Source organism: Pseudomonas zeae (assembly GCF_014268485.2).
Lineage (GTDB): Bacteria > Pseudomonadota > Gammaproteobacteria > Pseudomonadales > Pseudomonadaceae > Aquipseudomonas > Aquipseudomonas neuropathica.
The window spans coordinates 867836-881677 of record NZ_CP077090.1 but is presented as its reverse complement, the minus strand read 5'-3'; the positions used below and the strand labels follow the sequence as shown (position 1 = coordinate 881677).

Genomic DNA, 13842 nt, shown 5'->3' with positions numbered 1-13842 from the left:
TGAATCGTGTACGACTCAGGATTTCTTGGCAGTAGCCTTGGCTTTTGCACCGCGCTGACGCTGCGCTTCGAACAGGCACACGCCCGTCGCAACCGAGACGTTGAGGCTGCTGACGCTACCGGCCATCGGCAGCTTCACCAGATAGTCGCAGTGCTCGCGGGTCAGGCGACGCATGCCTTTGCCTTCAGCGCCCATGATCAGGATGGTCGGGCCAGTCAGATCCTGGTCGTAGATGCTGACCTCAGCCTCCCCCGCAGTACCGACAATCCACAGACCGCGCTGCTGAAGTTTTTCCAGGGTGCGAGCGAGGTTAGTCACGGCAACCAATGGAATCACTTCCGCCGCGCCGCAAGCGACTTTACGCACGACCGGCGTCAGGGTCGCCGACTTGTCTTTCGGCACGATCACCGCCAGCGCACCGGCCGCATCCGCCGAACGCAGGCAGGCGCCGAGGTTGTGCGGGTCGGTCACACCGTCAAGCACCAGCAACAGCGGCGCACCTTCAGTGCGATCGAGCAGCTCGTCGAGCATGGCTTCGCCCCAGACCTGGCTCGGGCTCACTTCCGCGACCACGCCCTGGTGCACGCCTTCAACCCAGGCGTCCATTTCGCGTCGCTCGGCCTGGCCGACCTGAACACGGTTTTCGTTGGCCAGCTCAACCAGGGTCTGCACGCGCGGATCGTTGCGGCTTTCCGCCAGCCAGATCTGCTTGACGCGTTTCGGGTGGTGACGCAGCAACGCTTCTACCGCGTGAACGCCGTAGATTTTTTCCAACTGACTCATGACTTCGCCTTCGGTTTACGTGCCCCGCCACTTTTGGCTGGAGCGGAGCCCGCTTTTGGCGGCCCCTTACGGTGTTTGCTCGGTTTCGCTGGCTTGCCGCCGGAGGCCTTTTCAGGCGCCGACCGTCCGGTCTTTCCCCCGGACGCCGCTTTACCACCGTTTTTAGCGTCGGAAAGCAGAGCCTTCTTCATTTCACGGCTTTTGCGCAGCTCGGCATTCTTCGCCACGGCGTCGCTTGGACGATAGGCTTCAACCGCTTTTTCCTTGGCCGGACGACGGCTGGCGGATTTAGCCGGAGCCTTTTCTTCCGCAACCTTGGCCGCCGGAGCAGCGGTTTCAGCGCCACGTTTTTTGCGACCGATCGGTGCGCTGATGGTTTTTTCGGCCATCTCGAAGTCGATCTTGCGCTCGTCGAGGTCAACGCGCATGACGCGCACTTCAACGGTATCGCCAAGACGGAAGCTGCGACCGGTGCGCTCGCCCGCCAGGCGGTGATGCACAGGATCGAAGTGGTAGTAATCGCCCGGCAGCGCCGTGACGTGGACCAGACCTTCCACGTAAATATCGGTCAGCTCAACGAACAGGCCAAAACCGGTTACCGCTGTGATCACACCCGGGAACGACTCGCCCACGCGATCCTTCATGAACTCGCACTTGAGCCAGTTGACCACGTCGCGGGTCGCTTCGTCGGCACGGCGTTCGCTCATCGAGCACTGCTCGCCGAGCTGCTCCAGCGCCGCCTCGTCGTACGGATAGATGCGCGCCTTCGGAATGGTCATCGCCCCGGCACGGCGAACGTGCGGAGTGTCCTGTTTCGAATGGATCACGCTGCGGATCGCGCGGTGCGTCAGCAGGTCCGGGTAACGACGGATCGGCGAAGTGAAGTGGGTATAGGCTTCGTAATTCAGGCCGAAGTGGCCCTGATTGTCAGCGCTGTACACCGCTTGACTGAGCGAGCGCAGCATCACGGTCTGGATCAGGTGGAAATCCGGACGATCCTTGATGCTTGCCAGCAACGCCTGATAATCCTTCGGCGATGGACCGTCCTTGCCTTTGTGCAGGGACAGGCCGAGCTCGCCAAGGAAGGCGCGCAGTTTTTCCAGACGCTCCGGTGGCGGGCCGTCGTGGACACGGTACAACGCAGGGATTTCGTGCTTCTTGAGGAATTCGGCGGTGGCCACGTTGGCCGCCAGCATGCATTCCTCGATCAGCTTGTGCGCGTCGTTACGGGTGGTCGGACGGATTTCGGCAATCTTGCGCTCGGAACCGAAGATGATCCGGGTTTCCTGGGTCTCGAAATCGATCGCGCCGCGCACGTGACGGGCAGCCAGCAACACTTTGTACAGCGAATAAAGCTGCTTGAGGTGCGGCACGACGTCGGTGTACTCACCACGCAGTTTGCGTGCTTCGGCCACTTTCGGCGTTTCCAGCATCGCGCTGACTTTGTTGTAGGTCAGACGCGCGTGGGAATGGATCACCGCTTCGTAGAAGCAGTAGTCGGTCATTTCGCCGGACTTGGAGATGGTCATCTCGCAAACCATGGCCAGACGATCGACGTGCGGATTCAGCGAGCACAGGCCGTTGGACAGCTGCTCAGGCAGCATTGGCACCACGCGCTCAGGGAAGTACACCGAGTTGCCGCGCACCTGCGCTTCGTTGTCCAGCGCCGAGCCGATCTTCACGTAGCTGGAAACGTCAGCAATCGCCACGTACAACTTCCAGCCGCCGGAGAACAGGCGCAGCTTGCCCGGCTTGGCTTCGCAATAAACAGCATCGTCGAAGTCGCGGGCATCTTCACCGTCAATGGTGACGAACGGCAAATGGCGCAGGTCGACGCGCTTCTCTTTGTCTTTTTCTTCGACTTCCGGCTTGAGCTTGGCCGCTTCTTTCAGAACGGCTTCGGGCCAGACGTGCGGAATGTCGTAGGTGCGCAGAGCGACATCGATTTCCATGCCCGGCGCCATATAGTTGCCGACCACTTCAACCACGTCGCCTTGCGGCTGGAAGCGCGGCGTCGGCCAGTGGGTGATTTTCACCTCGACGAACTGACCGATCTGCGCGTTGGCGTTGCGGCCCGGCGTGACCAGCACTTCCTGCTGGATCTTCGGGTTGTCCGCGACGACGAAGCCGATGCCGCCCTCTTCAAAGTAGCGGCCGACGATGGTTTCGTGAGCACGCGAGACCACTTCAACGATCACGCCTTCGCGGCGACCGCGACGGTCAAGACCGGACACACGCGCCAGCGCACGGTCGCCATCGAACACCAGACGCATTTGCGCGGGGCTCATGAACAGGTCGTCGCTGCCGTCGTCCGGCACCAGGAAGCCGAAACCGTCACGGTGACCACTGATGCGGCCGAGGATCAGGTCGAGCTTGTCGACCGGCGCGTAAGTGCCGCGGCGGGTGTAGATCAGTTGAGCGTCGCGCTCCATGGCGCGAAGGCGGCGGCGCAGGGCTTCGATCTGGTCTTCTGTGGTCAGACCAAACTCTTCCACCAGTTGCTCGCGGGCAGCCGGCGAGCCCCGATCGGCGAGATGCGCCAGGATCAGTTCGCGGCTAGGAATAGGGTTTTCATATTTTTCCGCTTCACGAGCGGCCTCGGGATCGAGGGACTGCCAATCGGCCATTAGAGAGTTTTCACCTTGTCTATATGCGGGTTAGTTTGGCATAGGCGCCATGAAACGGGAAATTTCCGACTATATAAGGCCCTTATGAGGGTCTGTATCGTCGCTTGAAAGCCGTTTTGAACACCGCCGGTAAAAAAAATCATATTTTTTGCTGACAGGGGTTTACAGTTAAAAAGACGCTCCGTATAGTGCGCGCCATCGACGACGCACAAGCGTTAACGATACTGCCCAGATGGTGAAATTGGTAGACACGCCAGCTTCAGGTGCTGGTGACCTTACGGTCGTGGAAGTTCGAGTCTTCTTCTGGGCACCAATTTCGAGTTTGAGACTAGATCAGTTTCAAGGCTCACACAAAACCCGCGAAAGCGGGTTTTTTGCATTCTAAGCCCGGCTTTTCTTAAAACTGATTTATTAAAATTAAATCAGGGGTTTACAGATCAAAACGCGCTCCGTATAGTGCGCCACATCAACAGCGGCAACGCTAGCGATGATTGCCCAGATGGTGAAATTGGTAGACACGCCAGCTTCAGGTGCTGGTGACCTTACGGTCGTGGAAGTTCGAGTCTTCTTCTGGGCACCAATTCAAATTCAAGGTTACGACCTTGGATTTCACAAAAACCCGCGAAAGCGGGTTTTTGCATTTCTGGCTTCCCGAAACCCCATCACCATCGCACCTATCAAAACGCCAGCCCCACCGCAAGGCGCACTTGAGAAACAATATCGTTTATCATTGTTGCAAGTTTTTGCAATGCGACAGTGAGGAACCCCGCGAATGACGTTTCGAAATACCCTGCGCCGAGGCCTGACCTTCACCTTCCTCGGCCTGGCGCTCGCCACTCCCCTCACCCAGGCTGCCGATGCGGTTTCCCTGACTCTCTATAACGGCCAGCACAAGGAAGTCGGCGACGCGATCGCCAAAGCCTTCGAAGCCAAGACCGGCATTCACGTCAACGTGCGCAAAGGCAGCAGCAATCAGCTCGCCAGCCAGATCATCGAAGAAGGCGACCGCTCCCCTGCCGACGTGATCTACACCGAAGAATCGCCACCGTTGAACAATCTCGGCGAACAAGGCCTGCTGGCCAAGGCCGATGACGCCACTTTGGCCGTGCTGCCGGAAAAATACGTCGCAGCTAACGGCACCTGGATTGGCGTGACGGCACGCGTTCGCGTGGTCGCTTACAACCCGAAACTGGTCGACGAAAAAGACCTGCCAAAATCAGTCCTGGATTTTGCCGATCCACAGTGGCAAGGCAAAGTCGGCTTCGTGCCAACCAGCGGCGCGTTTCAGGAACAAGCCGTGGCCATCATCAAAATGCACGGTCGCGAGGCCGCCGAAGAGTGGCTGACCGGCCTGCGCGCCTTCGGCAAGACCTACAGCAACAACATGGTTGCGCTCAAAGCCGTGGAAAACGGTGAAGTCGCCACCGTGCTGGTGAACAACTACTACTGGTTCGCCCTGCAGCGCGAGAAAGGCAAACTCGACTCGAAACTGCATTACTTCACCGGCGGTGACGTCGGCGGCCTGATCACCGTGTCGAGCGCTGCCGTGCTGAAATCCAGCAAACATCCAAAAGAAGCCCAGCAATTCCTTGCCTATATGGCCAGCGAAGAAGGCCAGCGCGTGATCACCCAGACCACCGCCGAATACCCGCTGCACAAAGGTATGGAATCGGATCGCGGGCTCAAGCCGTTCAGCGAACTGGAAGCGCCGAACGTGACCCCAGCCGATCTGGGCAATGCCGAAGAAGCGCTGGAGCTGGAACGCGAAGTTGGCTTGAACTGATGACCGCATCGTTATCCGCCCCCGCCATGCGCGGGGGTTACGTGCCAAAACGCAAGCGGCCATCAATCTGGCTGGTGCTGCCGGTGTTGTTACTGGTGGTGCTGAGCCTGTTGCCGCTGGCCTATGTCGGGCTCAAGGCCTGGCAGGCCGGCTGGGCCGAGGCGTTGCACTTGTTGTGGCGCCCGTATGTGTTCGGCCTGTTGCGCAACACGTTGGCGCTGATGGTTGGTGTAACCCTCACCTGCGGCGTGATTGGTCTGTCGCTGGCCTGGCTGCTGGAACGCAGCAATTTGCCAGGGCGTCGCCTATGGGGCGTGATCCTGTGCCTGCCGTTCGCGGTGCCGGCATTTGTCAGCAGCTTCACCTGGGTTTCGCTGAGCGCGCAGTTCGAAGGGCTTGGCGGGGCGATTCTGGTGATGAGCCTGTCGAAGTATCCGTTGATCTTCCTGCCGGTGGCGGCAACTCTGCGCAATCTCGACCCCTCCCTTGAAGAGTCGGCGCGCACCCTTGGGCAGAATCGCTGGGGCGTGTTTTTCCGCGTGACCCTGCCGCTGCTCTGGCCTTCGCTACTGGCCGGCTCGCTGCTGATTGCCTTGCACATGCTGGTGGAGTTCGGCGCACTGTCGATCATCGGCCTGCAAACCTTCACCACGGCGATCTATCAGCAATTCGAACTGGAGTTCAGTAACGCCAACGCGGCGATGCTTTCCGCCGTGTTGCTGGCGCTGTGTCTGGTGTTGTTGTGGCTGGAGCTGCGCGTACGCGGCAAAGCTCGGCATGTGCGCATCGGACAAGGTGCCGCGCGCCAAGCTGAACAGGTTCGGCTAGGGCCATGGGCCACGGTCGGTCAGCTGTATTGCCTGATGCTGGCAATTGTCGGCAGCGGGATTCCGCTGGGGATGTTGGCGTATTGGCTGGCGGTCGGTTCATCCGCAGCATTCCCGGTGGCAGCGATCACTGAAGCCCTGCTTTCTTCTCTGGCACTTTCTCTTGGCGGAGCTGCGTTGTGCCTGGTGCTGGCCGTGCCGGTCGGTTTGTTGGTGGTGCGTTACAAAGGCCAATTGGCAATCTGGGCCGAGCGCTTGCCATATCTGCTGCATGCGCTACCAGGCCTGGTCATTGCGTTGACGCTGGTGTATTTCGCCCTGCACTACGTGCCGGCGCTGTACCAGACTTCGGCGTTGCTGCTGATCGCTTATGCGCTGCTGTTTCTGCCATTGGCGCAGGCGCCGATTCGCACGGCACTGAACAAGGCGGCACCGCAACTCGAAGAGGCTGCGCGAACGCTGGGCGCCTCGTCGTTCACGGCGTTTTGCCGAGTGACGTTGCCGATCATCTTCCCGGCATTGGGCGCGGCGTTTGCGCTGGTGTTTCTGGATGCGATGAAGGAATTGACGGCGACGTTGCTACTGAGTCCGACCGGGCTCAATACGCTGGCAACGGAAGTGTGGGCGCATACTGCAAATGTCGAATTTGCGGCGGCGGCGCCTTATGCGGCGTTGTTGATTTTGGTGTCGGGGCTGCCGGTTTATTTACTGACGACCCGGATGTATCTGAGTCGCTGATACCGCTTTCGCGAGCAGGCTCGCTCCCACATGTTGACCGAGTTCCATCAGAGGAACGCGATCTAATGTGGGAGCGAGCCTGCTCGCGAAGAGGCCCGCCCAGACAACCTCAAGCCCTGAACTGCCCCAGACTAGCCTTGAGCTGCGCTGCCAAACCATCCAGCACCTTGCCACTCGCAGTGGTCTCCACCACCGCCTGCGCCGCTTTCTCGGCCTGCGCATGAATTGTCTCGACGCGCCCACGCACAGCCTGCGCACCCTGCGCCTGATGCGCAGCAGCCTGCGTTGCCAAGCCAATCGCCGCATGCACCTGCTCAACCGAGACCTGTACCGACTGCTGCAAGCGCGCACTGTCACGCAGCACCAGTAAACCTTCGCTGGCCTGACGCCCGGCCTGGCCGATCGCTTCGACCGCCTCACGAGCGCCCTGCTGCAATGCCACGATGTGCGCCTGAATATCGCCGGTGGAGCTTTGCGTCTTGCTCGCCAACGCACGCACCTCGTCGGCAACAACGGCGAATCCACGCCCGGTCTCGCCAGCACGTGCCGCTTCAATCGCCGCGTTGAGCGCCAGCAGATTGGTCTGCTCGGCAATCCCGTGAATCACCGTCAGCACCACCTCAATCTGCTCACTCTGCTGAGCCAGCCGCTCGATGACTTTCGCTCCGGTATCGACCTGCCCCGCCAGCGCCTCGATCAGGCTGCCGACCTTGGCGGACGTCCGGGTGTTTTCGTCGGTGGCCTGGCGAATATCCACAACCTGTTTCAAAGCCGCTTGCATCGCATGGCTTTCTGACTGCGCCTCATCAGCCATTTGCGACAGCGCGCGCAGACTCTCCGCCACTTCATCACGCTGCATGCCCGCCGCCGCATCGGCACCGGCATTGCGCAGCGTCATTGCGCCGATTTCCACGCCGGTACGCTGCGCGACATCGCCCGCTTCGCGCACGATTGGCTGCAACTTATCCACAAAGCGGTTGACCGCCGAGGCCATGTCGCCGATTTCGTCTTTGCTGTTGATCTGCACACGCTTGGTCAGGTCGCCCTCGCCCGCCGCCAAGTCATCCATCGCAGCGTTGAGCATTTTCAGGCGATTGACCACGCGATGGCCGAGCACGACGGCCAGTAACAGCAGCACGCCAAAACCGACCAACGCCAGGCCCATGCCGATCCGCCAACGCAGGGTGGCTGCCGCTTCTTGAACAGTATTGGCGGTATTGGCTTTCATCTCGACGGCGGTTGACTGCGCCGATTGCAGGCGCGCCTGCATGGCATTGGCACTGTCCGCTGCAGCGCCCTTGAGGCTGTCGCCGACCAGTTGATCACTGCTCGCGATCAGCGCTGAGAAGCGCTTGTCCAGTGCCGCCAGATCGGTTTCCACCGACGCCGTGGAAACGCCCATCAACACCTTGCCGATTTCCACACCATTGGGATTGATCGAGGCTTCAAGGTAGTAAACCGATGGATCGTTTTTCGCCGCATCCAGCACTTTATCCAGTGCACGCTCGCCCTGACCCTTTTCCAGCAAGGCCTTGTTGATCGGGTTTTCGCGATTGAGATAGCGAGTCAGGTGCTGGCCGGTGGCGTCGTCGTAGACCACGAACAACACATTGGGATTACGCTGGGCACGGCGAGCGAACTCGGACAGGGTCGGTACGTCGCTGTCCCACATGGCTCGCGGGGCTACGGAGGCCAGTAACTGCGCCATGTCATTGGCCGAATCTTTCAGATCTTTTTCCAGCGTCGCACGCAGTTGCGCCTGCTCTTCTTTCAGGCGCGAAGACAGGCCGGCGGTAAGCCGCTGACGAGTACTGGCGGACAAGGCATCGAGGCTCGAGGTGACTTCACGCCCGGCCTGCTCCAGTTCACCGGAGAGCTTCTGGCTGTCGGCGCCGAGGCGCACCGCCAAGTCAGCTTCCAGCGCCGTGACGGTGCTCCGCGTCAGGGCAACGGCCACCAACACTTGCACCAAAAGGGCGATACCAAGGGTAACGAACACGGGGCGCAACAAACGGCTTTGTAACAGTGAGAGAACGGCCGACACTGTGAATACCTCTACTTCTGACGCCATTAATTTGATGGCACTCTTGTAGACAGATTCACAGCAAAGGTCATGCCGTCCAACAGGCATAAACGACAAAGGCCCCGATGAAGGGGCCTTTGTGTTTTTACATCAACGACTTATCAAGCAAACGGATGACGCAGAACGATGGTTTCGTTGCGGTCCGGGCCCGTCGAAATAATGTCGATCGGCGCGCCGATCAGCTCTTCAACGCGTTTGATGTAGGCGCGAGCGTTAGCTGGCAGCTCTTCCAGGGTCTTGGCGCCCACGGTCGATTCGGTCCAGCCCGGCACTTCTTCGTACACAGGCTGCAGGCCTACGTAGCTGTCAGCGTCGGTCGGAGCAACGGCATTGCCTTCGGCGTCTTTATAGCCAACGCAGATGTTGATGGTTTCCAGACCGTCGAGTACGTCCAGCTTGGTCAGGCAGATACCCGAAATGCTGTTCACATCGATAGCGCGACGCAGGATAACGGCGTCGAACCAGCCACAACGACGGGCACGGCCGGTGGTCGCACCGAACTCGTGACCTTGTTTGGCCAGGTGCGCGCCGACGTCGTCGAACAGCTCAGTCGGGAATGGACCCGAACCGACGCGAGTGGTGTAGGCCTTGGTGATGCCCAGGATGTAGTCCAGGAACATCGGGCCAACGCCGGAACCAGTCGCTACGCCACCGGCAGTGGTGTTGGAACTGGTCACGTACGGGTAGGTACCGTGGTCGATGTCGAGCAACGAACCCTGGGCACCTTCGAACATGATGTCTTTGCCGGCGCGACGCAGGTCGTGCAGCTCAGCGGTGACGTCGAGCATCAGCGGCTTGAGCAGCTCAGCGTATTCCTTGCACTCGGCCAGGGTCTTCTCGAACTCGATGGCTGGCTCTTTGTAGTAACCGACCAGCATGAAGTTGTGGTAATCCACCAGTTCACGCAGCTTGTCTTCGAAGCGCGGCATGTTCAGCAGGTCGCCAACACGCAGGCCACGACGAGCAACCTTGTCTTCGTAAGCCGGGCCGATGCCGCGACCGGTGGTACCGATCTTCAGCTCGCCACGGGCCTTTTCACGGGCCTGGTCCAGCGCCACATGGAAGGACAGGATCAGCGGGCAGGACGGGCTGATACGCAGACGCTCACGCACCGGTACGCCTTTCTCTTCCAGCTTGGTGATCTCGCGCAGCAGGGCGTCAGGTGCAACCACCACGCCGTTGCCGATCAGGCACTGCACGCCTTCGCGCAGCACGCCCGACGGGATCAGGTGCAGGACGGTTTTCTCGCCGTCGATCACCAGTGTGTGGCCAGCGTTGTGGCCACCTTGGTAGCGCACTACGGCGGCAGCATGTTCGGTCAGCAGATCAACGATCTTGCCTTTGCCCTCATCACCCCATTGGGTGCCCAGGACTACGACATTCTTACCCATAACACTTGTCCTCATTCGCGCAAACTTGGTGCCGGCGATGGCCGGCAGGAAAACTCAAGAAGCCAGTGGCGATACTTGCCAAAGCCCGTTCTGCTGAATCAATTGCCGGTCGCAGTCCGCATCACGGGCGGCGGCCAAAGGTTGCCCAGGCAAAGCCTGAACGACACGCTGACCCTCACTGCGCAACTGGCAAACCTGCTGCCAGAGTGCCGCATCCGTACTGTCAGGCATCCAGATACCGCCAGACGGTAGCTCGATCTCAGCACGCCCCAGGGTCACCAGGGTTTTCAAATCGGTGGAGAAGCCTGTCGCTGGACGGGCGCGGCCAAAATCCGCGCCGATGTCGTCGTAGCGACCGCCCTGAGCGATGGACTGGCCAACGCCCGGCACGAACACCGCGAACACCACACCGGTGTGGTAGTGGTAGCCACGCAGCTCGCCCAGGTCGAAGTACAACGGCAGGTCCGGGAAACGCGCCGAGAGGCGCTCGGCGATCGCCAGCAAATCCTCCAGTGCCGCCAGAACCGGCGCCGGCGCATTGGCCAGTCGTTCGCGGGCAGCGCTCAACACTTCACGCCCGCCACACAGGTCGACCAGCGCCCGCAGCATGCCGGACAAGTCGGCCGGCAAGCCTTCGGTCAAGGTAATGACCTCGTCGATGGCCTTGCGTTGCAGCGCATCGAACAACTGCTGTTCGACTTCACCGGACAGACCGGCGGCACGCGCCAGACCACGATAGATGCCAACATGACCAAGGTCCATGTGCACATCCGGCACATCGGCCAGTTGCAGCATGGCCAGCATCAGGCTGATCACTTCAACGTCGCTGCTCGGGCTGGCGTCGCCGTACAACTCGGCGCCCAACTGGATCGGGCTGCGCGAGGACGACAGTGCACGCGGCTGAGCATGCAGCACACTGCCGGCGTAGCACAGACGGCTCGGACCTTCGCGACGCAGGGTGTGCGCATCGATACGCGCCACTTGCGGCGTGATGTCGGCACGGAAACCCATCTGCCGGCCCGATTGCGGGTCGATGACCTTGAAGGTACGCAGATCCAGGTCCTGGCCCGCGCCGGTCAGCAGGGATTCCAGGTACTCGATATGGGGAGTCACGACAAACTCGTAACCCCAGCTCTGGAACAGATCCAACACCTGACGACGCGCGACTTCAATGCGCGCCGCTTCCGGTGGCAGTACTTCTTCGATGCCATCTGGCAGCAGCCAGCGGTCTACCGTTGCCATTACGCCATTCCCCTTTGATCCGGGCGGCCAGCCTGCGGGCGAGCCTTGAGTGAAGCAGAAAATGACCGAACCGTTCAAAACGCACGCGCATGAACGACGCGGCGAAAGGCCTGTTACCGGCTTCGCCCATCACTTTCCTCGAAATACTCTCGGGCCATTCAACCCGATGCCTGCAACAAAAAACAGCAATCAAACGTGCAGACGCAAAAAAGCCGGGAATTTCCCGGCTGCCGCATCATACACACGTTTTCCCAAAGGATCACCCCGCCCGAGGTTTTAGCCGCCGGGCGGAATGATTCAGGTCAACGGCGTATCAAGGCTTGGCCTTTTCCAGGTAGTGGAAAAAGTCGCTGCTTGGGTCGAGGACCAATACGTCGGATTTGTTCGCGAAGCTTTCACGGTAGGCGCGCAGGCTACGATAGAAACTGTAGAACTCCTGATCCTGACCGTAGGCCTTGGAGTAGATCGCAGCGGCCTGGGCATCACCATCACCGCGAACCTCTTCGGACTCACGATAGGCTTCAGCCAGCAGCACGCGGCGTTGACGATCGGCGTCGGCACGGATGCCTTCAGCCAGCTCGTTACCCTTGGCGCGGTGCTCGCGAGCTTCACGCTCACGCTCGGTGCTCATACGCTCGAACACACTGCGGTTTACTTCTTTCGGCAGATCGATGGCCTTGACCCGGACATCGACAACTTCGATACCCAGCTCTTTTTCCGCCATTTTGTTCAGCGAAGCAGTGATGTCAGCCATCAGTGCGTCACGCTCACCCGACACCACCTCGTGCAGGGTGCGCTTACCGAACTGGTCACGCAGACCGGATTCCAGACGACGGGACAGACGCTCGTCGGCGATCTGCTTGAGGCCGGAAGTTGCGGTGTAGAAGCGCTCGGCATCCTTCACGCGCCACTTGGCATAGGCATCGACCATCACGGCTTTCTTTTCCAGGGTCAGGAAACGCTGTGTCGGTGCATCCAGCGTCATCAGACGTGCGTCGAATTTACGCACCTGGTTAACGTAAGGCACTTTCACATGCAGGCCTGGCTGAACATCGGCCTGAACCACGCGACCGAATTGCAGCAGCACCGCACGCTCGGTCTGAGCCACGATGTAGAAGCAGTTCCAGCCCACCAGTACCACAACAACGCCAACGATCAGGGCGATCAGCGATTTATTGCTCATCAGCGGGTCTCCCTTGTGCGCGACTGCGGCAGGTCAGTGACATGCGGCGTGACGTCCGTGTTGTTGGCGGCAGCCGAACCGGTGACCGGTGCATTGCTGCCCGAACTGTTCTGAATCATTTTGTCCAACGGCAGGTAAAGCAGATTGCTCTGGCCGTTCTTGTTGCCGGTCACGAGTACCTTGCTGGTATTGCTGAAGACTTCCTGCATGGTGTCCAGGTACAGACGCTGGCGGGTAACCTCAGGTGCCTTGCGGTACTCGGCGACCAGCTTGGTAAAGCGATCGGCCTCACCCTTGGCGCGCGAGACCGTTTCGTCGCGATAACCGTTGGCATCCTCGAGGATGCGCTGGGCCTGACCACGGGCTTCCGGCACGACGCCGTTGGCGTAGGTTTCAGCCTGGTTGCGCGAACGCTGCTCGTCTTCACGGGCGCGGATCACGTCATCGAAGGCTTCCTGCACTTCACGCGGTGCCGCTGCGCTCTGTACGTTGACCTGAGTGACGGTGATACCGGTGCGATAGGTATCGAGGAAGCGTTGCAGACGCTCCTTGATTTCGCTGGCCATCAATTCACGACCTTCGGTCAGCACCTGGTCCATGGCGGTGGAACCCACCACGTGGCGCAGGGCACTGTCAGTCGCATGCTGCAGACTGATTTCCGGCTGATCGACGTTCAGCACGAAGTCCTGCAGGTTGCTGATCTTGTACTGCACGGTCAGCGGCACTTCGACGATGTTCTCGTCTTCGGTCAGCATCTGGCCCTGCTTGGTGTACGCACGCTCACGCGTGACGTTTTCCATGTACTTTTTATCGATCGGCGGGAAGTAGATATTCAGGCCCGGGCCAACGGTCTCGTAGTACTTGCCGAAGCGCAGCACCACGGCTTGCTCCTGCTCGTCCACCACATAGACCGCGCTGTACAGCCAGACAGCCGCCAGCACGACGAGGCCGATGCCGAGCAGACCGCCGAAGCCGCCACCGCTCCTGCCCGAACCACCGCCGTCATCACCACCGCGTTTCTTACCACCACCGAACAACCCGTTCAGGCTTTCCTGCAGCTTTCGGAAGGCCTCGTCGAGATCCGGTGGCCCCTTGCGGTCGCCGTTATTGCGGCGTTTGCCACCCCAAGGATCCTGATTATTCGAGTTGCCACCCGGCTCATTCCAAGCCATAGCGCTCTCCATC

General features: G+C 60.2%; 9 protein-coding genes and 2 tRNA genes. 4 read left to right on the top strand and 7 right to left on the bottom strand.

Annotation, left to right across the window (positions count from 1 at the left end; all coding sequences use genetic code 11):
- Window positions 1–15: 15 nt before the first annotated feature.
- Both rlmB and rnr read right to left on the bottom strand, forming a co-directional pair.
- Window positions 16–783, bottom strand: a complete 768-nt coding sequence (gene rlmB / locus HU754_RS03810; protein WP_095047304.1) for a 23S rRNA (guanosine(2251)-2'-O)-methyltransferase RlmB — start codon at window positions 781–783, stop codon at window positions 16–18.
- A complete protein-coding gene (rnr, locus tag HU754_RS03805) occupies window positions 780–3410 on the bottom strand; it encodes a ribonuclease R (RefSeq protein ID WP_186621113.1) in 2631 nt (876 codons plus the stop codon). Before rnr ends, rlmB begins: the two co-directional genes overlap by 4 nt.
- A gap of 226 nt (window positions 3411–3636) precedes the next feature.
- On the opposite strand from rnr, the gene HU754_RS03800 reads away from it, so the two are divergent.
- From HU754_RS03800 to HU754_RS03785, 4 genes are all read left to right on the top strand, one after another.
- Window positions 3637–3723 (top strand) — tRNA-Leu (locus HU754_RS03800).
- A gap of 180 nt (window positions 3724–3903) precedes the next feature.
- Window positions 3904–3990: transfer RNA gene (locus HU754_RS03795), tRNA-Leu, on the top strand.
- Between the two features lie 192 nt (window positions 3991–4182).
- Window positions 4183–5193 carry an extracellular solute-binding protein gene (locus tag HU754_RS03790; protein WP_116255796.1) on the top strand — a complete coding sequence of 337 codons (1011 nt, stop codon included), beginning with the start codon at window positions 4183–4185 and terminating at the stop codon, window positions 5191–5193.
- Window positions 5193–6758 carry an ABC transporter permease gene (locus HU754_RS03785; RefSeq protein ID WP_186621140.1) on the top strand — a complete coding sequence of 522 codons (1566 nt, stop codon included), beginning with the start codon at window positions 5193–5195 and terminating at the stop codon, window positions 6756–6758. Before HU754_RS03790 ends, HU754_RS03785 begins: the two co-directional genes overlap by 1 nt.
- Window positions 6759–6867: 109 nt before the next feature.
- Here HU754_RS03785 and HU754_RS03780 read toward each other — a convergent pair whose 3' ends face one another.
- From HU754_RS03780 to hflK, 5 genes are all read right to left on the bottom strand, one after another.
- Window positions 6868–8802: a methyl-accepting chemotaxis protein gene (locus HU754_RS03780; RefSeq protein WP_116255840.1), complete on the bottom strand. Its 1935-nt coding sequence runs from the start codon at window positions 8800–8802 to the stop codon at window positions 6868–6870.
- Window positions 8803–8942: 140 nt separating this feature from the next.
- Window positions 8943–10232 carry an adenylosuccinate synthase gene (locus HU754_RS03775; protein ID WP_007915835.1) on the bottom strand — a complete coding sequence of 430 codons (1290 nt, stop codon included), beginning with the start codon at window positions 10230–10232 and terminating at the stop codon, window positions 8943–8945.
- 54 nt (window positions 10233–10286) lie between these two features.
- A complete protein-coding gene (locus HU754_RS03770) occupies window positions 10287–11474 on the bottom strand; it encodes an ATP phosphoribosyltransferase regulatory subunit (RefSeq protein ID WP_038360371.1) in 1188 nt (395 codons plus the stop codon).
- Window positions 11475–11787: 313 nt separating this feature from the next.
- Window positions 11788–12657, bottom strand: a complete 870-nt coding sequence (hflC, locus tag HU754_RS03765) for a protease modulator HflC (protein WP_016984784.1) — start codon at window positions 12655–12657, stop codon at window positions 11788–11790.
- Window positions 12657–13829 carry an FtsH protease activity modulator HflK gene (gene hflK / locus HU754_RS03760; RefSeq protein ID WP_186621142.1) on the bottom strand — a complete coding sequence of 391 codons (1173 nt, stop codon included), beginning with the start codon at window positions 13827–13829 and terminating at the stop codon, window positions 12657–12659. The genes hflC and hflK overlap by 1 nt, the downstream gene beginning before the upstream one ends.
- Window positions 13830–13842 lie beyond the last annotated feature (13 nt).

What these genes read in the sequence shown, in the direction of transcription:
- rlmB (WP_095047304.1), bottom strand. Translation starts at nt 783, where the DNA reads ATGAGTCAGTTGGAAAAAATCTACGGCGTTCACGCGGTAGAAGCGTTG.
- rnr (WP_186621113.1), bottom strand. Translation starts at nt 3,410, where the DNA reads ATGGCCGATTGGCAGTCCCTCGATCCCGAGGCCGCTCGTGAAGCGGAA.
- HU754_RS03790 (WP_116255796.1), top strand. Translation starts at nt 4,183, where the DNA reads ATGACGTTTCGAAATACCCTGCGCCGAGGCCTGACCTTCACCTTCCTC.
- HU754_RS03775 (WP_007915835.1), bottom strand. Translation starts at nt 10,232, where the DNA reads ATGGGTAAGAATGTCGTAGTCCTGGGCACCCAATGGGGTGATGAGGGC.
- hflC (WP_016984784.1), bottom strand. Translation starts at nt 12,657, where the DNA reads ATGAGCAATAAATCGCTGATCGCCCTGATCGTTGGCGTTGTTGTGGTA.
- HU754_RS03785 (WP_186621140.1), top strand. Translation starts at nt 5,193, where the DNA reads ATGACCGCATCGTTATCCGCCCCCGCCATGCGCGGGGGTTACGTGCCA.
- HU754_RS03770 (WP_038360371.1), bottom strand. Translation starts at nt 11,474, where the DNA reads ATGGCAACGGTAGACCGCTGGCTGCTGCCAGATGGCATCGAAGAAGTA.
- hflK (WP_186621142.1), bottom strand. Translation starts at nt 13,829, where the DNA reads ATGGCTTGGAATGAGCCGGGTGGCAACTCGAATAATCAGGATCCTTGG.